Here is a 19458-nt window from a genome sequence, read left to right as displayed (position 1 = left end):
GTCGCAGCGCCACCCGCTAAACCCCAAACACCGCCCCCAAATCCTGCCCACCCGCGCTTTTGCGCACCTGCTCGACTACCCGCTCCTCCAGTTCCGAAAGATGCTCCCGCATCGCCGTCAACGCGGCCTGCAGGTTGCCGGCATCGAGCGCGTCGATGATCCGCGCGTGCTCGTCGGCGGAACAGCTCGATCCCTTCGACGGATCGAACAGCGCCTTGTACAGCTCGGTCTTCGCGACCAGTTGCCCGACCAGTCCCAGCAACTCGGTACCACCCGCCAGCTCCGTCAGCAGTACGTGAAACTGGCCGGCCAGGCGCACGGACTCATCGATGGCGCCAGCGCGCAGCGCCTTTTCCTCGCCGCGCACATGCGCGCGCAAGCGCCGCTTATGCGCGGCGCTCAGCGCCCCGCACAACGACGCGACGATGCCCGCCTCGACGATCTGCCGTGCCCGATACACCTGGCGAATGTCCTCCTCCGACGGCGACGGCACGAACGCGCCGCGATTCGCCTCGAGCACGAGCTTGCCCTCGAAGCCTAGCCGGGCGAGTACCTTGCGCAGCGCGCCGCGGGTGCAGCCGAACGCGGCCGCGAGATCGCGCTCGACCAGTTGCGCACCCGGCCGCAATCGCCCCTGCAGCAGGGCCGCGGTAATCGACGCGTAAATGCGCTCTTCGACGCTCGGCGAGGCGTCGTCGCTCGCAGCGGAAACAGCGGAAACGGGGGAAGCGGGTGGAGCGGATTCCGCGGGGGAAGAACGCGGGGAACGCGTAGCCATGATTTCAGTGACCGTAGACGGTGAAAAACAACAACGGAACAACGCCGCAGCATTCTAGCGATGCTCCGCTCACGACGCCAATCCGGCTGGCTCCGTCGCCGCTTATACCGGACATTCGCCGAAATGGTTAACCATTTTAAGTTACTATGGTTGACCAAAACGCAAACCGCAACGTTTTCCCGCGGTCCAGTTCTCAGGCTCGCCATGAATTTGCCCACCAGCGCCACTCCTCACAGTACCTCCGCGAACCGCGCCCGCTCGGCGCTGACATGGCACGAGCTCGCGTGGCTCGGCGCGATCGTCGTGATCGGCATCAATCTGCGCCCGCTGCTGACGTCGATCAGCCCATTGATGACGACGATTCGCGACGCGACCGGCCTGAGCTTCTACGGCGCGTCATTGCTGACCAGTCTGCCGGTCGTCGCGATGGGCGTCGGCGCATTCGGCGCGGCGGCATTGACGCGCCGCGTCGGCGAAACGCGCGGCGTCGCGCTCGGCCTCGTCGCAATCGCGCTTGCATGCGCAGCGCGCTGGGTGGCGTCGAGCGGCTTCACGCTGCTCGCGACGGCGCTGCTCGCGGGCGCCGGCGTCGCCGCGATTCAGGCGCTGCTGCCCGCCGTCATCAAGCAGCGTTTCCCCGCGCGCGTGCCGCTCGCAATGGGCGTGTTCTCCGCGTCGATCATGGGCGGCGGCGGCCTCGGCGCGAGTCTGAGTCCGTGGGTCAGCCACGCGCTGCGGACGTGGCATGCGGGGCTCGCGGTGTGGGCGCTGCCGGCCTGCGGCGCGCTCGCGTGCTGGTGGCTGCTGACGCGTCGGCATGCCGTGGCCCACGCCGCGGTTCACAGCCAGGCCACGCCCGCGCCGGCGTTCTCGCCGTGGACCACGCGGCGCGCGTGGACGCTCGGCCTGTACTTCGGCATCGTCAATGGCGGTTATACGAGTCTCGTCGCGTGGCTGCCGGCGTTCTATCAGCAGCGCGGCACGAGCGTCGCGGCGAGCGGTTCGCTGCTCGCCGCGATGACGGTCTTCCAGGCCGCGTCGGCGCTGCTGCTGCCGCTCGCCGCGGCGTCGTTCCGCGATCGCCGCCCGTGGCTGCTGCTTGGGTTGTCCGCGCAGCTGGCTGGCGTGCTCGGCCTGATCGTAGTGCCCGACGCCGCGCCGCTGCTGTGGGTCGGTGTCGCGGGCGCGGGGCTCGGCGGCGTGTTTTCGTTGACGCTCGTGACCGCGATGGATCATTCGGCCGATCATCGCGTGGCCGGGCAGCTGGTCGCGTTCACGCAGGGCGTCGGCTTTATCGTCGCGGCCGTTGCGCCGCTCGTGGCCGGCATCGTACGCAGCTGGAGCGGCGGGTTCGTCGCCGCGTGGATCATGCTCGCCGGCTGCATCGCCGCGATGATGGCGGTGACGTTGCTGTTTTCGCCGCGTAGTTATTCGCGCTGGCTTTGAGCCTTCGAGCCTTCGAGCCTTCGAGCCTTCGAGCCTTCGAGCCTTCGAGCCTTCGAGCCTTTGAGGCTTTGAGTCTTCGGCCGCGTCATACGCGATGCGCCGCTTCGGTGCATCGGGCCTGCGCGGTCTTGCGTGCCCCGCGCCGGTGCAGCGCGACTGGCGTGGCCGCGCGCCTGTTGCGCTGCCGATCCGCAGCCGACGCCCGCAAAAATCCCAATCGATCCGCGCCGTTTGCGCGCGCACACTTTCAAAAGACCTCGCCAGGCCTCGTCGCACGAGGACTGGCATGTTCGTTGCTTTACAGGTAGTCAGTTGCCCTTCCACCGACTCCATGCTGCGCGTTCTTCTTGTCACCGACACCGACAAACCCATCGGCGATCTGCGCGACGCGCTCGCCCTGCTAGGTTGCGAGATGCTCGCCGGCACCGCGACGCCGCAGGCACTGCATCGCGCGGTGCAGGACGAGCGTCCCGACGTCATCATCATCGATACGGAATCGCCGTCGCGCGATACGCTCGAACAACTCGCCGTGATGCACGCGACCGCGCCGCGCCCCGTGCTGATGTTCAGCCACGACGCGAACCAGCAACTGATCCGCGAAGCGGTCAACGCGGGCGTCACCGCGTATCTGGTTGAAGGCCTCGCGAGCGAACGGCTCGCGCCGATTCTCGAAGTCGCGCTCGCGCGTTTCGCGCAGGAGTCGCAATTGCGCGAGCGGCTTGCGCAGGCTGAGAACGAACTGGCCGAACGCAAGCTGATCGATCGTGCGAAACGCCTGCTGATGGATCAGCAGAAACTCTCCGAACCGGCCGCCTATGCGAGTCTGCGCAAACGCGCGATGAACCAGGGTGTCAAACTCGCCGAGGTCGCGCGCGAGGTCGTCGCGTCGGCCGGCTTGCTCAAATGATGCGCTCATGAATCCAGCCATTTCCGTCACCGCGGCGGCCTTTGCGGAACCGCCTGAAAAGACCCATCTGAGGCTTGGCTTCGTCGCGTTGTCCGACGCGGCACCGCTGATCGCCGCGAAGCTGCTCGAGTTCGGCCACGCGCACGGACTCACGCTCGAACTGTGCCGCCAGCCGTCGTGGGCCGCCGTGCGCGACAAGCTGCTAACGGGCGACCTCGACGCCGCCCACACGCTTTACGGTCTCGTCTATGGCGTGCAGCTCGGCCTCGGCAGCCCGCGCACCGACATGGCCGTGCTGATGGTGCTGAACCGCAACGGCCAGGCCATCACGCTGTCGAATCGGCTCGCCGATGCGCTCGCCAGCCGCGGCACGTTGCGAGACGCGCTCGCGACGCTCGGCCGCAAGCCGGTGTTCGCCCAAACCTTCCCGACCGGCACGCACGCGATGTGGCTGTACTACTGGCTCGCGGCGCAAGGCGTCGATCCGTTGCGCGACATCGACAGTGTCGCGATTCCGCCGCCACAGATGGTCGCCGCGCTCGCCGAAGACCGGCTCGACGGCCTGTGCGTCGGCGAGCCCTGGAACGCGATGGCCGAGGCGCACGGTGTCGGCAGAACGATCGCCTATACGAGCGAGGTGTGGCCCGAGCATCCCGAGAAAGTGCTCGCCTGCCGACGCGATTTCGTCGACGCGCATCCGCGCACGACGCGCGCGCTCGTGCAAACCGTGCTCGAAGCATGCCGCTGGCTCGATGGCGCCGGGCATCGCGACGAGATCGCGCGCTGGCTCGCGCAGCCCGACTACATCGGTATCGACGAAACGCTGATCGCGGCACGGCTCGGCGACCAGCTTGACACGACGAACCCGCGCCGCCTGCCGATGCGTTTCTTCGACGACGGCGCGGTCAACTATCCGCATCCATCCGAAGGCGCGTGGTTCCTGACGCAGTTCGAGCGCTGGGGGATCATCGATGCGCGCAGCGATTACGACGCGATTGCCGCGCGGATCAACCAGACGCAGCTGTATCGCGAGGCCGCCGCGCGCGTGAACGTGGCGGTGCCCGGCGAGGACGTGACAAGGGAATTGATCGACGGCGAGGTGTGGGGAAGCGGCTCGCCATCCGCCGGGTATGCGCGGCGTTTTGCGATCCGCCGCTGAGCGGACCGCACGCGAAAACTCGAACCGATGCGCTGACTGCCCACGTATCGCCAATGGCGCTCAGGTGGACAGTCAGCGTTGCCGAAGCTTAGAAGTTGTACTTGTCGATATTGCTCGCATCGAACGTGGTCGGCGGTCCGAGAATGATTTCGCCTTGCGGGCCGATCGTGCGCTTGCCGAGCTTGCCGGCGTCGAACGTTTCGCCCTCCTTACCCGTGATCTTGCCCGACGCGAGCGACGCCGCCGCGTACGCGGCCAGATAACCGAGCTCGCTCGGGTCCCACAACTGGAACGCGGTCACCGTGCCGTTCTTCACGAACGCGCGCATCTGGTTCGGCGTGCCGAGGCCCGTCACCGCGACCTTGCCCTTGCTCGACGACGACGAGATATAGCGCGCCGCCGCCGCGATGCCGACCGTCGTCGGCGCGACGATCGCCTTCAGGTTCGGATACGCTTGCAGCAGACCCTGGGTTTCGACGAAGGACTTCTGATCGTCGTCGTTGCCGTACGCGATCTTCACGAGCTTGATCTTCGAGTACTCCGGTTTCTTCAGTTCCTCCTGCATGTACTTGATCCACGTGTTCTGGTTCGTCGCGTTCGGCGTCGCCGACAGGATCGCGAACTCGCCCTCGCCGCCCATCAGCTTCGCCACCAGTTGCACCTGGCCGCGGCCGATGCCCTCCGCGTTCGCCTGATTGACGAACAGCTGCCGGCCTTCGGGCGCCGTATCGGAGTCGAACGTGACGACCTTGATGCCCTGGCCCATCGCTTTCTTCAGATACGGCACGACCGCGTTCGCGTCGTTCGCGGCGATCACGATCGCGTCCTGATGCTGCGTGATCAGCGTGTTGATATACGAAACCTGCGACGACGCGCCCGCATCCGACGGCCCCACCGCCTTGCCCACGCCGCCGAACTCCTTGATCGCCGAGAGTCCACCGTCGTCGGCGATCACCTCGTACGGGTTGTTGATCTGCTTCGGCACGAATGCGATCTTCAGCCCGCTTTTCAGGTCCGCGGCGAACGCGCCGCCGCAACTGATCGCGAGCAACGCGGCGCATAGCGCGGCCGTGCCGGTGTGACGTAGAGGCTTGAACATGAAGTGTCTCCTGCGTTGTTGTTGGACAGAGAGGGGTCCGGGTTATCGGTCCTTGGGAGCTTCGGACTAACGGTGACGACTAGGTTGCGGATGAAGACGCGGCGGCGGACTTCGCGATGAAACGCCGGTCGCGCGCCGCCCGCCAGCGCGCGACGAGGTTCGGAATCAGCACCGACGCGAGCAGCAGCACGCCGGTCACGATGGTCAGCGTTTCGCTCGATACGTCGTCGAGCGTCAACGCGTTCTTCAGCACGCCGATGATCAGCAGCGACAGCAGCACGCCGACCATCGAGCCGCGTCCGCCGAAAATGCTGACGCCGCCGAACAGCACCGCCGCGATCACCGACAGCTCGAAGCCCTCGCCGTTGTCGCCGCGCGCACTCGTGAAGCGCAGCGTATAGACGATGCCGGCGAGCGCGCTCACGAGACCCGACATCACGAACAGGCGCAAACGGATCTTCGCGACCTCGATGCCGGAGAACGCGGCGGCGGTCGGATTCGCGCCGATCGCATAGAGACTGCGGCCGAACGCGGTGGCTTGCAGCAGCACGGTGAACAGCACCGCGGCGACGATCACGATCACGAACGGCAGCGGAATGAACGTGGGCCCAAGCGTGTTCATGCCGAACGCCGTGTAGGCGGCCGGAAAATCCGCGACCGCCTGATCGCCGAGCAGCACATACGCGAGACCGCGAAACAGTGCGAGCGTACCGATCGTGACCGCGAGCGACGGCAGGTTCAGCTTGACGATCACGAGTCCGTTGAGCAGGCCCGCCAGCGCGCCGGCGATCAGAACCAGAACGATCACGACCGGCATCGGCAGACCCATGTGCCACAGCACGCCCATCAACGCGCTCGACGCGCCCAGCACCGACGCGACCGACAGATCGATTTCGGCGGCGACGATGATCAGCGTCATCGGCAACGCCATCAGCGCGATCTCGGTCAGATCGGCGAATACGTTGCTCAGGTTCGCGCCGCTCAGAAACACCGGCGACAGCCAGCGTCCCAACACCAGCGACACGATCAGCACGACCACCAGCAACACTTCCCATTGCAGCGGCGTTTCGCGTTTGCGCGTCAGCAGCGCGGAATCGGGTTTAGCCATGATCGCGTTTCCTCATCATGCGTTTGGCGACGGAGCGGGCCAGCAGCGTATCGGCGGCGATCGCGGCGACGATCAGCGCGCCCTGGATCGCCTGCTCCCAGAATGGCGACACATGCAGCACGACGAGCGCGATGCTGATCACACCGAGCACGAGCGCACCGAGCGTCGCGCCGAGGATCGTGCCGACGCCGCCCGTAATCGCGACGCTGCCGACCACCGCGGCCGCGACGACCTGCAATTCGATGCCCTTCGCGGTGCTCGCATCGACGGTGCCGAAGCGCGCGAGCCACAACGCGCCCGCAAAGCCCGCAATCGCGCCGGACAACAGAAAGCCCGACATCACGCGACGCTCGACGTTGACGCCCGCGAGCCGCGCGGCTTCCGGATTCGAGCCGATCGCGTAGTGCTCGCGACCGCCGCGAAACTGCTTCAGATACACCGACAGACCGGCAAGCACGACGATCGCGATCAGCGCAAGCGTCGGGATACCGAGCAGCGTGCCGGTCGCGAGCCGCGAGTACGCGTCGGGCAGACTCGTCGCGTTGATCTGGCCGCCGTGCACCCATGCGTAATCGGCGCCGCGAAAGATGTACAGCGTCGACAAAGTCGCCACGAGCGAAGGCACGCGCCCCACCGCGACCAGCACCGCATTGATGCCGCCCGCGACTAGGCCGATCGCGAGCCCAGCTCCCAGCGCGACGAGCACCGGCATATGCGGGAACGCAACGTACAGGCTGCCCACCGCGTACGCGCTGATACCCACCGTCGAGCCGACCGACAGATCGATATGCCGCATCAGGATCACGACGGTCATGCCAGCCGTCAGCAGACCGATGATCGACACGTTCAGCAGCACGTCGCGCAGGTTCTGCAGGTTCAGGAACTGCGGCTTCGCGAGCCCGGTCCCCGCGATCAGCAGGATCAGTACGACGAACAACGTGGTTTCGCGGCTCTTCGCGAGGCTGGCGACGAGACCGCCCGATGAAGCGGCGGACCGCTTCGGCAGCGACTGCCGCACCGGCGCGGGATGGGTCGAATGGCGCATCATGCTGCACGTCCCAATGGTGAAAGTCCCTGACCGAGCGCGGCGCCCATGATGCGCTCCTCGTTCGCGTCGGCGCGCGCGATCTCCGCGCTGATGCGGCCCTCGTGCATCACGAGCACGCGATCGGCCATGCCCAGCACCTCGGGCAGCTCGCTCGAAATCATCAGCACCGCCATGCCGTCGCGCACGAGTTCGGCGAGCGCGCCATACACCTCGGCTTTCGCGCCGACGTCGATACCGCGTGTCGGTTCGTCGATGATCAGCACCTTCGGGCCGGTCGCGAGCCACTTGCCGAGCACGACCTTCTGCTGGTTGCCGCCCGACAGCGTGCCGACCGGCGCGTTCGGGTCGCCGGCCTTCAGGCGCAGTCGCGTGCCCCACTTGTTCGCCAGCTGCGTTTCGCTGCGCGTCGAAATGAGGCCATGCCGCACGAGCCGTCCGAGCACCGTCATCGACGCATTGCGCGCGATGCTCAGCTCCAGCGCGAGGCCTTGCTGGCGACGATCTTCCGGCACGAGCGCGAGCCCGGCGCGCACCGCGGCCGCGGGCTTGCCGGTGGCGAGCCGCTTGCCGGCCAGCCACACTTCGCCCGAATCGAGCGGATCGATACCGAAGATCGCGCGCGCGACCTCGCTGCGCCCCGCGCCGACGAGACCCGCGAGCGCGACGATCTCACCCGCGCGCACGTCGAACGAAACGTCCTTGAACACGCCGATGCGCGTCAAGCCGCGCACCGACAGACGGACGTCGCCGGGCGTGCAATCGGCTTTCGGATAGAACGTTTCCAGATCGCGGCCGACCATCTTCGCGACGATCGCGTCGGTGCTCAGATCGGCGGTCAATGCGTCGAATACTTTCGCGCCGTCGCGCATGATCGTCACGCGCTGCGTCAACGCGAACACTTCGTCGAGCCGGTGTGTGATGAACAGAATCGCGACGTCGCGTTCGCGCAGCTTGCGCACGATCGCGAAGAGCCGCTCGACTTCGGGCAGCGACAACGCGGCCGTCGGTTCATCCATGATCAGCACGCTCGCGTTCAGCGACAACGCCTTCGCGATTTCGATCACCTGCTGATCCGCAATCGACAGACCGCGCACCAGTTGATCCGCGCGCAGCTCGACGCCGAGCGACGCGAGCAGTCCGTCCACTTCGCGATGCATCGTGTCGTACTGGATCCGGCCGAAGCGGTCGACCGGCTGCCGCCCCATGAAGATGTTCTCCGCGATCGACAGATCGAAGAACAGCGTCGGCTCCTGATAGATGACCGCGAGCCCGGCGTCGCGCGCTTCAGCGGGTGTCGCGAAGCGGCGCGGTTCGCCGTTCACCAGAAGCTCGCCGGCATCGGGCTGATGCACGCCGGCGAGAATCTTCACGAGCGTCGATTTGCCAGCGCCGTTCTCGCCGAGCAGAGCATGCACCTCGCCGGGCCACAGCACGAGGTCGCCGTCGGACAAAGCGCGCACCCGGCCGAAGGATTTGCTCGCGTGCCGTAGTTCGAGTCGCGGCACCGCGGATGGGGATGGCTGCACTACGTGTCTCCTACTCTGGTCCCATGCAACTTTGTTGCGCTTCTGTTGCGCTTCTGTCGCGGTTCGTTATTCGTTTGCCTGACGCGTCAAATCCGGTAATACCGCTCCGCGTTACGCCTGAACAGCGCGTCTTTCTCAGTGTCACTTGCATCCGCGACGATTGCCGCATACGCGCGCCACAAATCCGTATATGAACCAAACAGCCGGTCGACCGGAAAGTTCGATGCAAACATCGCGCGCTCGACGCCGAACGTATCGATCGTTTCGAGCACGTACGGCCGCAGGCTTTCGACGCTCCACTGATGATCGAACATCGCGAGCCCGCTGATCTTCACCGCGATGTTCGGACACGCCGCGAGCACGCGCATGCCGTCGCGCCACGCGCGATAACCCGCCACGCTATTACGATCGACGAACATGCCCGCATGATTGACGATCAACAGCGTGTCCGCATGCGCACGCGCGAGCGCGGCCGCCTCTTCCATCTGCGACGGATAGAGTTGCAGATCGAACGACAGATCGTACCGGCGCAGCAACCCGAAATGCTCGCGCCACTGCGGCTCGCGCATGTAGTGACGACCGACGTAATCGAACAGCTTGTTGTCGTGCACGTTGAGAATCTGCCGAATGCCGCGTGTATTCGCGAACGACGCATGCGCTTCGAGCAACGCCGGTGCGTTCTGCGCGGAAAGGTCCACGGCCGCGACGATCGCGTTCGGCATGCCGCGCGACGCGTCGCGATCCGCAATCGACTGCAGCCAGCGCGTTTCTTCTACGGGATCGGCCGGATCGTGATTCGCCTCGACGTGCACGAGCTTCAGCACGTCGATGTCGCCCGCTTCGCCGAGCAGATCGTCGAGCAGATAGTCGTGCTTCAGATCGCGCGCATCGCCGACGAACGACACGCCCGGGTTCTCCAGCCACGGATAGCGATGCGTCTTCAGGTCCCACAGATGGATATGCGAATCGACAACCTGCATGCGGCACCTTCGTTCGGTGAAAAGCGTTTCGAGGTTCGTGCGTCGTTTTGCGGGGTTTCGCTGTGTTCAGCCGGGTTCAACTCTACTCAAATGACTGAGGTGAAAGACCGGTTCGAGCGTCTGCGACCGCGGCGTATGATCGGGCGCGGTCTGCATGATGTCGGCCATGTAATCCCACCATTTGCGCATCACGTCGAGTTGCGGCAACTGGTCCATCGCGTGATCGCTGGTGCGCGAAAGCACCGCGAAAAGATGATGCGTATCGGGGTCGAAGAAAATCCGGTAGTCGCGCACGCCGGCGTTGTGCAATGCGTCAACGAGCTCGGGCCAGATCTGCGCATGACGGCGTTCGTATTCTTCGCGCATGCCAGGGTTGAGCACCATCCGGAAAGCGATTGTCTCCATTGCGGCCTGTCTCCTGTCGACCTCTTCGAACGACTATAATTCCGGCATCGATAGCCTCTCAATCCGTTGTTGGGATTGGGCGATCCACAAACCGAATCGCACGGGCACTCCTACCGGCACCATGAGCCAACATTCAGCCGCCGTCGCACTCGTCAACCGTCTCAAGTTCAAGCATCTCGCCCTGCTCGTCGCGCTCGACGACACCCGCAACCTGCATCAGGCCGCCGAGGCCGTCAACGTCGCGCAACCGAGCGCGAGCCGCATGCTCGGCGACATCGAGGAAGCGTTCGGCTTCCTGCTGTTCGAGCGCAACGCCCGCGGCATGACGCCGACGCCGCTCGGCGTCGTCACGCTCGCTTACGCGCGCCGCGCCCTCGCCGAACTGACGCGCTTCGCCGAAGACCTCGACGTCAAACGCCGCGGCGGTCACGGCCAGCTGACCGTCGGCGCGATCATGGGTGCCGCGCCCGATCTGCTGGCGATGTCGGTTGCCGCGCTGAAGACCGAAAGCCCGCTGCTCAATGTGCGCATCCTCGGTGAAACGAGCGACCAGGTCGTGCAATTGCTGCATCGCCGCGAGGTCGATCTCGCTCTGGGGCGCCTGACCAATCCTTTGCAGCACAATGACTTCAGTTTCGAGCCGCTCGCGCGCGAAACGCTGCTGCTCGTCGTGCGCGCAGTGCATCCGCTCGCGCGGCGCACGCGCATCACGTTGCGCGAACTGGTCGCGTGGCCGTGGGTCGCGCAGCCGGTCACGAGTCCGGCGCGCGTGCTGTTCGAAGAAGAACTCGCGCGTGCCGGGCTCGCCACGCCAGTCAATCTGACTGAGTGCGCGTCGATCTTCGCGACGCTGCAATTGCTCGAGAATTACGATGCGGTCGCGATGCTGCCGGAGTCGGTCGTGCGCGATCACGTGCGCGGCGGGCTGCTCGTCGCGCTGCCGCTCGAAATCGGCAAGAGCCTTGCGGGTTTCGGCATTCTCACGCGCAAGGAAGAACCGCTCGCCGAGCCGGCGCTGCGCTTCATCGAGCTGCTGCGCGGCTTTTCGCGCAACCTCACGCGCGATAATCCGCCCGCCGCCCCCGGCACGCTGACTACGCCCGCCACGGTCAATTGACGCCCCCATCGTTCGTCACTTATTGCAGGTTCACGAACAGGCCGCCGTCGACGAGCAGCGCGGCGCCCGTCACATAGCGCGCGCGGTCCGACGCGAGAAACACGACGCAATCGGCGACGTCGTCCGGATGCCCGAGGCGGCCGAGCGGGATGCGCTTTTCGAAGTAGGCCTTCTTCGCTTCGTCGGCGAGATCTTCGGCGTTCAGATCGGTCGCGATCGTACCCGGCATCACCGAGTTGCAGCGGATGCCGAACGGCCCCAACGCGATCGCGCACGACTGCATCAGCGAGTGCACGCCGGCCTTGGTCGGCGTGTAATGCGTCTGCATGCCGCCGCCCACCAGCGCGCTGATCGAACTCGTCGCGACGATCGCGCCGCCGCTGCCCTGCTTTTTCATCTGCTGCGCGGCGGCTTGCGTCACGAAGAACGCGCCGTTCAGATTGACCGCGACCGTCGATTCGAGCACCTCCGCCGGCATGTCGAGAAAGGCGTGGAACGGGCAGATGCCGGCATTGCTCGCAAGCACGTCGACCTTGCCGAACGCGTCGACCGTGCGGCGCACCAGTTCCTGACCCGTCTCGTGCGCCGCGACGTTGCCTTCCACCGCGATCACGCGCCGCCCCAACGCCTCGATTTCGCCGACCACCTCCGCGACCGCCGAGCGGCGGCCATACGACGCGTCGTTGTCACCCCAGTAGTTGATCGCCACGTCCGCGCCTTCGCGGGCGCAGGCCACCGCGATCGCGCGTCCGATACCGCGCGAGCCGCCGGTGACGATCACGACCTTGTCCTTGAGCAGCACCTTAGTCTCCTTTGCCAGGGTTCGCCGTTCGCTACACGTTCAACACGTTCAACACGATCAAATCGTTCAATGCTGATAAGGCCGCACTAGCGCGCACTCCGGATTGAGCCGCACGCCGAAGCCCGGCGTGTCCGGCACCTTCATGCGCCCGTTCACCGGCACCGGTTCGTCGAGCAGCAGCGGGTTGAACATCGGCACGACCTGGTCGGCTTTCGGCGCCATCATCAGAAACTCGGAAAACGGCGAGTTGTGGCGCGTGACGACGAAGTGATAGCTGTACACCGACGACCCGTGCGGCACCACCATCACGTTGTGCGCATCGGCGAGCGCGGAAATCTTGATCAGCTCGGTGATGCCGCCGCACCAGCCGACGTCGGGCTGGATCAGATCGCAGCACTCCATTTCAAGCAGCATCCGGAAGCCCCAGCGCGTCGCCTCGTGTTCGCCGGTCGACACCATCATGCCGCGCGGCACGTTGCGGCGCAGTTCGGCGTAACCCCAGTAATCGTCAGGCGGAAGACACTCTTCGAGCCATTTGAGGCCGTATTCGTGCGCGCCTTGCGCGAGCCGCGTCGCGTAGCGCACGTCGAGACTCATCCAGCAGTCGTACATCAGCCAGAAGTCGTCGCCGACGCGCGAACGCATGTCGGCGAGCTTCTCGAGGTTTTGCCTGAGTCCGTCCTCGCCTTCCGCGGGACCATGCTGCAACGGCAGCTTGCCGCCGATGAAGCCCATCTCCTTCGCGAGATCGGGCCGCGCGCCGGTCGCGTAGAACACCAGCTCGTCGCGCACCGGGCCGCCCAATAGTTGATACACGGGCTCCTTGCGAACCTTCGCGAGCAGATCCCACAGCGCGAGGTCGACGCCGGAAATCGTGTTGAGCACGACGCCCTTGCGCCCGTAGTACAGCGTCGCGAAGTACATCTGATCCCACATCTTCTCGATGTCGGTCACGAGTTGCCCTTCGAGAAAACGCGCGAGATGCTTTTCGACGATGAACGCGCCGATCTCGCCGCCGGTCGTCACCGCGAAGCCCACGGTGCCGTCGCTCGCCTCGATCTCGACGACCAGCGTGCCGAGCACGTTGATGCCGAACGACTGGCGGCTCTGGCGGTACTCGGGATAACGCGCCATCGGCGTCGCGATGTGGTCGTCGATCCAGTGTCCGCCGGCCTGGTCGTGATAGTCCGCGCCGCCGCCGCGAACGATGAAGGCACGCACGTGCCGGATGGTAGGCATGGCCATGAAAGGGCTCCGTGAGAGAGGCGTCGAAGCGGCTCGACAACGCGCGCTCGACGCGTGTGCAATGCGCCGCGGTACGTGAACAATGCGCGAGCAGCGCGCTCAGTAGGTGGCGCGGCCGCCGGACAGGTCGAACACCGAGCCGGTGCTGAACGCGCAGTCTTCGGAAGACAGCCACAGGATCAGCGACGCCGCTTCTTCCGGCAGCAGGAAACGGTTCATTGGAATCTTCGACAGCATGTAGTCGATGTGCTGCTGCGACATCGAATCGAAGATTTCGGTCTTGGCCGCGGCTGGCGTGACCGCATTGACGAGGATGTTTTTAGTCGCGAGCTCCTTGCCGAGCGACTTGGTGAGCCCGATCAACCCCGCTTTCGATGCGCTGTAGTGCGAAGCATTCGGATTGCCCTCCTTGCCCGCCACCGACGCGATATTGACGATACGGCCATAGCCCTGCTTCAGCATCTGCGGCACGACCGCGCGGCAGGTCAGGTACGGGCCGATCAGATTCACGTCGATCACGCGGCGCCACATGTCGGGCTCGAGCTCCCACGTCGTGCCGTTTCCGCCGGTGATGCCCGCGCAGTTGATCAGCACGTCGATCGAGCCGTGCTCGGCGACCGTTTGTGCGGCGGCCTGCTGGACCGCGGCGTCGTCGGTCAGCTCGACCGTGACGGCGCTCACCTTGCCGAGTTCGCTCAGCTCGCGCTGGCTGCGCGCGAGGCGTTCGCTATCGACGTCCCACAACGCGACCGACGCGCCCGAGCTCAACGCCCGCTGCGCAACCGCGTAGCCGATGCCGCGCGCGCCGCCGGTGATGACGACCGCGCGCCCCTCCAGATCGATCCGATTCATTGCTGTGCTCCTGTGGGCCGCCGTGCGGCGTGCCATCGAGTTGTTGTATATCGCTGCGGTCAATATACGGGCGGTGCGATGCGCCAACAATTCGACTATTGGAGGGGGCGATAGCAAAAGTGGATCGACAGCGGAATCGGACGCTAACGAAAACGAAGCTGCTAATCGTCGGCAGCGACGAAAAGCATCGAAACATAAAGAATGGTCGACACGACGATGATGCCGACGCCGACCAGCACCTTGGTCCGGTCGAAGTTGATCCCGCCGATGATCGCGATGCCGATTCCGAAGACCGACGCCAACGTGCCGACCGCCGCAAGGCCCACGTGTATCTTGCTGCGGATCAGCCTTTTGCGCTCCGATTCGGCAGCGGATTCCGTTTCGCTCTGTTCCATTCCCTGCTCCTTCGCGCGCGCCGCGATGACCATAGTGAAACCCGAGCCGCAGTGGCCGGCGCGCGACATCGAACCCCGGGATCAGTTCGACGCCGCGCGCCTCGATACGCTTCAGCGTAGTTGATTTACGCCCTTTTAACTAAGCGCCGTTATTTGACGTCCTCGCCATTGCGCGACACCTGCGCCGCGATGGCCGACACGAACACCGCGCGCACCGAATCGCCGACTTTCAGTTTCTCGAGCGCAATGTCCGGCGCCACGTCGAGCGTTTCCGTGCGCGACGGCCCCCGCAGCGTGATCGTGCGCTTCTTGCGATCGATCTTGCGCACCGTCGCCACGACCTCGACGCGCCGCGCCGATGCAACGACACCGTTGGCCGCGGGCTGCGTGACTTCGGTATCGATGCGCGAACGAATTCCGTTCGGCGCGAGTTTGTCGACGCCGACCAGCACCGCCTTCTTGTACGCGATCGTCACGACGTCGCCGACATGCAGCTTGCTGACGTCGGCGGCTTGCGGATTCACGTCGAAAGTCTCTACGCCGCCTTGCGGGCCGCGCAGCGTCACGCTGTTCGTCGCGGGATCGATCGAGACGACGCGCGCCTGAACGTGCAGCAGCGCGGCTGCGCCGATTACCTGCTGGTCCGGCGCGGACGCCGCCGCGTTGTCCTGCGCGAGCGCCGGAGTCGCCGCGGCGACCGAAACCGCCAACGCAACCGTGATCGCCTTCACTCGCATGAGCCTAGAGCCCGTTGTATTGCAAGCCATGAAATGCTCCTTTTGATTGCGTCGTCGTTACGGTAAATGTTTTGTCGCAGATCGCGTACTACGCGCGGCAGTAAGTGTGGTTGCTTCCAATATAAAAAGGAAAACGGACTATTAATCGCTTTTATCGGACGGAGTTACGCTTATTGAAACCCAATGGCGGTTCTTCTCTAATGCGTCGATTTGTGCAGAAGAACTCCTTGCGAAAAACGCATGCCTCTCCATGCGACGTAATCGCAATGCGCAGCAGTGGCGGATGAGCTTGCGCGAGGAGCTGTGCGGCTTTGCGCACGTTCCCGCGGGCGTCAGCGGAGGGGTTGGGAGCTAGCCATAACATATTCCTCGCAACGAGATGGACTACCGGGCGACCCAATGTGCAGCGGGTCCGGAAATTGCCGAACGTTATGACTATTTCAAACTGTCTCGGGGATGCTAGCAAACGCGTAAGGGAATGGCAAGGCAAGCGGTGGCGTATTGCGATTTCCGATTAATCGGCGTTGCCGAGTCAAATCTTTTATGCCGGGTCGGCGATTCATTTGCCATCAAAATGTAACGCACGCAATTCGTTGGGTTCAGATGCCCGGCAACGCCGTCCTCGTTCTGACTCTGTGCAGTTGCCTGACAACGGTCGAATCGACGCATTCGATATGCATTGGAAAGCGCTAAGCGCTCGACGAAGTGGCAATCGCCGAACGACTCAGCACAAACCCTTAATGGATGATACTGAAGCTATTTCGCATCACTGATGCGACGAATACAAAAAATTGTCGTCAATCATTGGAATACTGCCAACACGGCCGCATTGATTGATCGAGCCAAATTTTTCATGAAGGCGATGTGAAAGGACGCGTGAGCCGGTGCGCACAAAACGTGGCATCACAGGCACAGCGTTTGCTCAAGCTCGCGTTAGCGCTTAACACACTCATTGGTTTATCGAAAGGACACCACACATGCTCGCTTCTCGCCCCTGCACCGCCGCCTGCGTCATCGACGGCCGCCTCGTCACGCTGACGTTCTATCCGGACAACGGCGTATTGCGGATTGCCGATTCGTCTGGTGTCTGTCTTAGGGAAACGCGCTGGCATGGGTCATGGCGCGCGCTTCTCGACGAGTTCCGCGATTACTACGATGCGGCGGAAAACCACGACACGGTTCGCGGCGTCGACGATATCGTCGCGCGCCTCGGTGAGCGCAGCGCTGGTGCGCAGCCGGAATTGGCATTGGCGTGAAATGGCATGCGCTTGCAGTCAAGCGCTTGAAATGCGGCGGCGGCGCGCGGCACCTGTTCGTCGCCTGGTGAACGCGCGTCGTTCGCGGGGTGCTTCATCCGAGGCGCCCCGCTGCCGCTCGCGAACCGGTCACTGACCGAAATAAGTTTTGCACTCCGTGCCGAACGAGCAGGACTGGCTGCGCCGACCTCCCGCTTGCGACTCCCCCGCCGGAACACCACCATACGACGCGTTGCGCACGCCCTGCTCGCGCGGATCCCAGCTCTGACCGAACGACATGTCGGTGGTCGCCTGCGCCGATTCGTTGGCATTGTGTTGCATCATCGCGCGCCCCGACATGCCGGGGTCCGCCTGGCCACTCAACTCCTCCGCGGTCGCCGTTCTCGGCGCGAGAAACAGAACGGCGGTTGCGGCAATCATCAATATACGCACTCTCATTTCCGGACTCCCTCGAATCCGGCGCAGCAGTGTTCGTCCTCCATAAGAATTGATCCGCGAACAGCCAACCTGCCCAATGGGCCGAGGAACGGGTCGATGCCAATGCGCTACTGCTGCGACGGGTCACCGAATTAAACAGATGAAGAATTACCGCATTTGCAACCGATACTCGACGCGTTCCCGAGCGTCGGCGGAATCGGTGCGCACAAGGCGGTTGTAAGTCTGCATTTGCGCAGCTTTTCGTCTTTCTTTTATAGTTCGCGCACCCCGGAATTCAATCCAGGAGGTTCCAGCAGTGTGGTCAATTGTCCACACCGTTCGATAAACCGCATTCACCAAGAAATTCAATGTGAACTAAGCGTGCTTTGCTCGCGCATTGCGTTATGATGTTGCTACAAAGCATAAAAGGCGGCACCGCACATCGGCGAAAGTCCGGTGAAAGACGGACAGCGTGGAGTGAGTCCATCCATTCGCAATCATTGCATCGAGACACACAGTTATCCATAGCGAACGTCAGGCTTACCGGCCTCGTTTGCCGCGCTGCGACATGCTGAAATATTTGCTGATCGAGACTCTCTGTTCGAGGGTCGGTTGTTCCGGCGGCCGTGTTTGTCCGAGGCCGTATTGCAATTCAGGGAGCAACGTTTTTTAACCCGGCCCATGGCATTTCCGTCAATCGGCAACCCCATCGCGGGGCGGCCCCATTCCGTCGGGCTCGACGCTTCGCAGCTTTTTCCCCGCAATCTGTCTTCGACAGCACGCTGCACGTTTTAGAAGGACGAATATCCTATGGACGAAAGGAAGCGAGATAGCATGATTGCGTATCTCCGCCATCGTATGGAAGAGTTTGGTATCAGACCGGAAGACCTTGCCGCGGCGCTGGCGACCGAGTCATTGGCCAAAAAGGCTGAACGCTATCGTAGTGCGACCGGAGACAGTTGGGACGGTAATGGCGAAATGCCGCAATGGTTGAAGCAGGCCATTAGTGCCGGCCAGAGTATTGAGCATTTCGAATTGGCCGCAAAACCGGCGCCCGCGCCCCAACCGAAAAAACCGGTGGACTGGTCGAATGACCCGTTCGCCGGCACGCGGCTCGGACGCCCGAATAGCCGCTAGGTGCAGGCCGCCGCGCTCGAAGGCGCGCACGCAATGGCTGCGGTTTCGAAATGGACCGCTGTGCCACGCACCGGTTTTGCACCACCGCTTGCCACATTCATGGCATTCGCGGCATTGACTGAATTCCCCGTATTGATGGCATTCGCCGCATCGGCGATATTCGCGTGACTCGCGTGATTCGAGGCAGGCTGCGCATATTGCGGCAACTCGATCAGCGCGCTGACCTGCCGCACGATCTGCCAGAACGTCTTGTCGAACAGACGGGCCTGCTCGTCAGCGGACCCGTGGCCGCTCGCGAGCGGATCGGCAATGGTCCAATACACGAACGCCGGCGCGCCGGGAAACACCGGCGCGTGCAGTCCGCCGACGAATTCGTCGAGCGCGATCACGATATCCATGCGCGGCGCCCATTCGCCGGTGAATTCGAGCCAGCTTTTCGGGCTCAGCACCGCCCGCCCCGAAATGCCTGGACGTAATTGCGCGACCGCAAGTGGATGAAGGCGCGCGGCCGGTTCAGGGCCCGCGCTGAACGCATCGAACCGGTGCCCCGCCAGTTCGCGTAGTAAAGCTTCGGCAATGATGCTGCGGATCGAATTATCGCGGCAGAGAAACAACACCTTATATTTTCTGGACACGCTTACCCCGTACCGATGTTTTTTTATTTGGCCTCTGGGCGGAATTGTGCCGCTCCAGTCTTGCGCCCCCGTGACACTACGGCGTCTTTATTATTTGCGCCACGGGATTCGCACCAGGTATCTCGAGTCACGGGGCACAGAGCACAACTTTGCGAACGATCGGCAGTGTACCAGTGTCCGGCCCGCTGTTTCACCACCCTGTCAATATTTGTCAGATCACCCGATGCTGCCGCCGTCCCGCCGGTCCGGCACGATTGGGTTGGCCGTGTCGCCGCCGGCGGCCGGCGCGGGGGTGAGCGCGGGCGCGGCGGGTGTCGCCTCGAACGAGGTCGTCGCGGGCGGCGTCCAGGGTGACTTGACGCCCATGGCGTTACCCGGCGCCGCGATCCAGGTGATAAATGCCGCCATC

21 protein-coding genes are annotated in these 19458 nt (G+C 64.1%); 6 read left to right on the top strand and 15 right to left on the bottom strand.

Going from position 1 to position 19458, the window contains the following annotated elements; all coding sequences use genetic code 11:
• Nucleotides 1-16: 16 nt before the first annotated feature.
• On the bottom strand, nt 17-778 hold the full coding sequence (locus tag L0U84_RS25785) for a GntR family transcriptional regulator (RefSeq protein WP_233853878.1): 762 nt from the start codon (nt 776-778) through the stop codon (nt 17-19).
• Nucleotides 779-982: 204 nt separating this feature from the next.
• Here L0U84_RS25785 and L0U84_RS25780 point away from each other — a divergent pair, with 204 nt between their 5' ends.
• From L0U84_RS25780 to L0U84_RS25770, 3 genes are all read left to right on the top strand, one after another.
• Nucleotides 983-2224 (top strand): cyanate transporter, encoded by a 1242-nt coding sequence (locus L0U84_RS25780; RefSeq protein ID WP_233853876.1) that lies wholly within the window; start codon nt 983-985, stop codon nt 2222-2224.
• Between the two features lie 331 nt (nt 2225-2555).
• Nucleotides 2556-3131: an ANTAR domain-containing response regulator gene (locus tag L0U84_RS25775; RefSeq protein ID WP_129962327.1), complete on the top strand. Its 576-nt coding sequence runs from the start codon at nt 2556-2558 to the stop codon at nt 3129-3131.
• A gap of 7 nt (nt 3132-3138) precedes the next feature.
• On the top strand, nt 3139-4290 hold the full coding sequence (locus L0U84_RS25770) for a CmpA/NrtA family ABC transporter substrate-binding protein (protein WP_233853874.1): 1152 nt from the start codon (nt 3139-3141) through the stop codon (nt 4288-4290).
• Nucleotides 4291-4378: 88 nt separating this feature from the next.
• Here the strand turns inward: L0U84_RS25770 and rhaS are convergent, their stop codons facing one another.
• From rhaS to rhaM, 6 genes are all read right to left on the bottom strand, one after another.
• Nucleotides 4379-5389: a rhamnose ABC transporter substrate-binding protein gene (gene rhaS, locus L0U84_RS25765; RefSeq protein ID WP_233853873.1), complete on the bottom strand. Its 1011-nt coding sequence runs from the start codon at nt 5387-5389 to the stop codon at nt 4379-4381.
• Nucleotides 5390-5468: 79 nt separating this feature from the next.
• Nucleotides 5469-6497, bottom strand: a complete 1029-nt coding sequence (locus L0U84_RS25760) for an ABC transporter permease (protein WP_233853872.1) — start codon at nt 6495-6497, stop codon at nt 5469-5471.
• Nucleotides 6490-7545, bottom strand: coding sequence for an ABC transporter permease (locus tag L0U84_RS25755; protein WP_233853870.1), 1056 nt, complete (start codon nt 7543-7545; stop codon nt 6490-6492). Before L0U84_RS25755 ends, L0U84_RS25760 begins: the two co-directional genes overlap by 8 nt.
• Nucleotides 7542-9071 (bottom strand): sugar ABC transporter ATP-binding protein, encoded by a 1530-nt coding sequence (locus tag L0U84_RS25750; protein WP_233853868.1) that lies wholly within the window; start codon nt 9069-9071, stop codon nt 7542-7544. Before L0U84_RS25750 ends, L0U84_RS25755 begins: the two co-directional genes overlap by 4 nt.
• Nucleotides 9072-9157: 86 nt before the next feature.
• Nucleotides 9158-10051 carry an amidohydrolase family protein gene (locus L0U84_RS25745; protein ID WP_233853866.1) on the bottom strand — a complete coding sequence of 298 codons (894 nt, stop codon included), beginning with the start codon at nt 10049-10051 and terminating at the stop codon, nt 9158-9160.
• Between the two features lie 66 nt (nt 10052-10117).
• On the bottom strand, nt 10118-10456 hold the full coding sequence (gene rhaM / locus L0U84_RS25740; protein ID WP_233853862.1) for an L-rhamnose mutarotase: 339 nt from the start codon (nt 10454-10456) through the stop codon (nt 10118-10120).
• Between the two features lie 121 nt (nt 10457-10577).
• Between rhaM and L0U84_RS25735 the strand changes: the two genes are divergently transcribed.
• Nucleotides 10578-11573 (top strand): LysR family transcriptional regulator, encoded by a 996-nt coding sequence (locus L0U84_RS25735; RefSeq protein ID WP_233853860.1) that lies wholly within the window; start codon nt 10578-10580, stop codon nt 11571-11573.
• A gap of 19 nt (nt 11574-11592) precedes the next feature.
• On the opposite strand, the gene L0U84_RS25730 is transcribed toward L0U84_RS25735, so the two are convergent.
• The 5 genes from L0U84_RS25730 to L0U84_RS25710 form a co-directional block, all read right to left on the bottom strand.
• Nucleotides 11593-12375, bottom strand: coding sequence for an SDR family NAD(P)-dependent oxidoreductase (locus tag L0U84_RS25730; RefSeq protein ID WP_233853859.1), 783 nt, complete (start codon nt 12373-12375; stop codon nt 11593-11595).
• Between the two features lie 66 nt (nt 12376-12441).
• Complete coding sequence (gene rhmD, locus L0U84_RS25725; RefSeq protein ID WP_129962339.1) at nt 12442-13620, bottom strand: L-rhamnonate dehydratase; 1179 nt, start codon at nt 13618-13620, stop codon at nt 12442-12444.
• Nucleotides 13621-13719: 99 nt separating this feature from the next.
• Nucleotides 13720-14472, bottom strand: coding sequence for an SDR family NAD(P)-dependent oxidoreductase (locus tag L0U84_RS25720; RefSeq protein ID WP_233853858.1), 753 nt, complete (start codon nt 14470-14472; stop codon nt 13720-13722).
• A 161-nt stretch (nt 14473-14633) separates the two neighbouring features.
• A complete protein-coding gene (locus L0U84_RS25715) occupies nt 14634-14867 on the bottom strand; it encodes a hypothetical protein (RefSeq protein WP_129962341.1) in 234 nt (77 codons plus the stop codon).
• A 149-nt stretch (nt 14868-15016) separates the two neighbouring features.
• Nucleotides 15017-15634, bottom strand: coding sequence for a copper-binding protein (locus L0U84_RS25710; RefSeq protein WP_233853856.1), 618 nt, complete (start codon nt 15632-15634; stop codon nt 15017-15019).
• 947 nt (nt 15635-16581) lie between these two features.
• On the opposite strand from L0U84_RS25710, the gene L0U84_RS25705 reads away from it, so the two are divergent.
• The gene (locus tag L0U84_RS25705; RefSeq protein ID WP_233853854.1) at nt 16582-16860 is read left to right on the top strand and encodes a hypothetical protein; all 279 of its coding nucleotides are present in this window, start codon (nt 16582-16584) and stop codon (nt 16858-16860) included.
• Between the two features lie 129 nt (nt 16861-16989).
• Here L0U84_RS25705 and L0U84_RS25700 read toward each other — a convergent pair whose 3' ends face one another.
• The gene (locus L0U84_RS25700; protein ID WP_233853852.1) at nt 16990-17298 is read right to left on the bottom strand and encodes a hypothetical protein; all 309 of its coding nucleotides are present in this window, start codon (nt 17296-17298) and stop codon (nt 16990-16992) included.
• A 789-nt stretch (nt 17299-18087) separates the two neighbouring features.
• On the opposite strand from L0U84_RS25700, the gene L0U84_RS25695 reads away from it, so the two are divergent.
• Nucleotides 18088-18414 carry an H-NS histone family protein gene (locus tag L0U84_RS25695; RefSeq protein ID WP_233853850.1) on the top strand — a complete coding sequence of 109 codons (327 nt, stop codon included), beginning with the start codon at nt 18088-18090 and terminating at the stop codon, nt 18412-18414.
• On the opposite strand, the gene L0U84_RS25690 is transcribed toward L0U84_RS25695, so the two are convergent.
• Nucleotides 18411-19049, bottom strand: a complete 639-nt coding sequence (locus L0U84_RS25690; RefSeq protein ID WP_233853849.1) for an arsenate reductase/protein-tyrosine-phosphatase family protein — start codon at nt 19047-19049, stop codon at nt 18411-18413. The genes L0U84_RS25695 and L0U84_RS25690 overlap by 4 nt on opposite strands.
• Nucleotides 19050-19265: 216 nt before the next feature.
• Nucleotides 19266-19457 (bottom strand): hypothetical protein, encoded by a 192-nt coding sequence (locus L0U84_RS25685; protein ID WP_233853848.1) that lies wholly within the window; start codon nt 19455-19457, stop codon nt 19266-19268.
• Between the last annotated feature and the right edge of the window lies 1 nt (nt 19458).

The sequence above is a fragment of the Paraburkholderia sp. HD33-4 genome (genome assembly GCF_021390635.1).
Classification (GTDB): Bacteria; Pseudomonadota; Gammaproteobacteria; order Burkholderiales; family Burkholderiaceae; genus Paraburkholderia.
The sequence above is the reverse complement of the archived record's forward strand: the minus strand, read 5'-3'. Positions and strand labels throughout refer to the sequence as shown.

Coding starts and splice junctions, on each gene's coding strand:
- L0U84_RS25785 (WP_233853878.1), bottom strand. CDS start 778: ATGGCTACGCGTTCCCCGCGTTCTTCCCCCGCGGAATCCGCTCCACCC.
- L0U84_RS25780 (WP_233853876.1), top strand. CDS start 983: ATGAATTTGCCCACCAGCGCCACTCCTCACAGTACCTCCGCGAACCGC.
- L0U84_RS25775 (WP_129962327.1), top strand. CDS start 2,556: ATGCTGCGCGTTCTTCTTGTCACCGACACCGACAAACCCATCGGCGAT.
- L0U84_RS25770 (WP_233853874.1), top strand. CDS start 3,139: ATGAATCCAGCCATTTCCGTCACCGCGGCGGCCTTTGCGGAACCGCCT.
- rhaS (WP_233853873.1), bottom strand. CDS start 5,389: ATGTTCAAGCCTCTACGTCACACCGGCACGGCCGCGCTATGCGCCGCG.
- L0U84_RS25760 (WP_233853872.1), bottom strand. CDS start 6,497: ATGGCTAAACCCGATTCCGCGCTGCTGACGCGCAAACGCGAAACGCCG.
- L0U84_RS25755 (WP_233853870.1), bottom strand. CDS start 7,545: ATGATGCGCCATTCGACCCATCCCGCGCCGGTGCGGCAGTCGCTGCCG.
- L0U84_RS25745 (WP_233853866.1), bottom strand. CDS start 10,051: ATGCAGGTTGTCGATTCGCATATCCATCTGTGGGACCTGAAGACGCAT.
- rhaM (WP_233853862.1), bottom strand. CDS start 10,456: ATGGAGACAATCGCTTTCCGGATGGTGCTCAACCCTGGCATGCGCGAA.
- L0U84_RS25735 (WP_233853860.1), top strand. CDS start 10,578: ATGAGCCAACATTCAGCCGCCGTCGCACTCGTCAACCGTCTCAAGTTC.
- rhmD (WP_129962339.1), bottom strand. CDS start 13,620: ATGGCCATGCCTACCATCCGGCACGTGCGTGCCTTCATCGTTCGCGGC.
- L0U84_RS25720 (WP_233853858.1), bottom strand. CDS start 14,472: ATGAATCGGATCGATCTGGAGGGGCGCGCGGTCGTCATCACCGGCGGC.
- L0U84_RS25715 (WP_129962341.1), bottom strand. CDS start 14,867: ATGGAACAGAGCGAAACGGAATCCGCTGCCGAATCGGAGCGCAAAAGG.
- L0U84_RS25710 (WP_233853856.1), bottom strand. CDS start 15,634: ATGGCTTGCAATACAACGGGCTCTAGGCTCATGCGAGTGAAGGCGATC.
- L0U84_RS25705 (WP_233853854.1), top strand. CDS start 16,582: ATGCTCGCTTCTCGCCCCTGCACCGCCGCCTGCGTCATCGACGGCCGC.
- L0U84_RS25700 (WP_233853852.1), bottom strand. CDS start 17,298: ATGAGAGTGCGTATATTGATGATTGCCGCAACCGCCGTTCTGTTTCTC.
- L0U84_RS25695 (WP_233853850.1), top strand. CDS start 18,088: ATGGACGAAAGGAAGCGAGATAGCATGATTGCGTATCTCCGCCATCGT.
- L0U84_RS25685 (WP_233853848.1), bottom strand. CDS start 19,457: ATGGCGGCATTTATCACCTGGATCGCGGCGCCGGGTAACGCCATGGGC.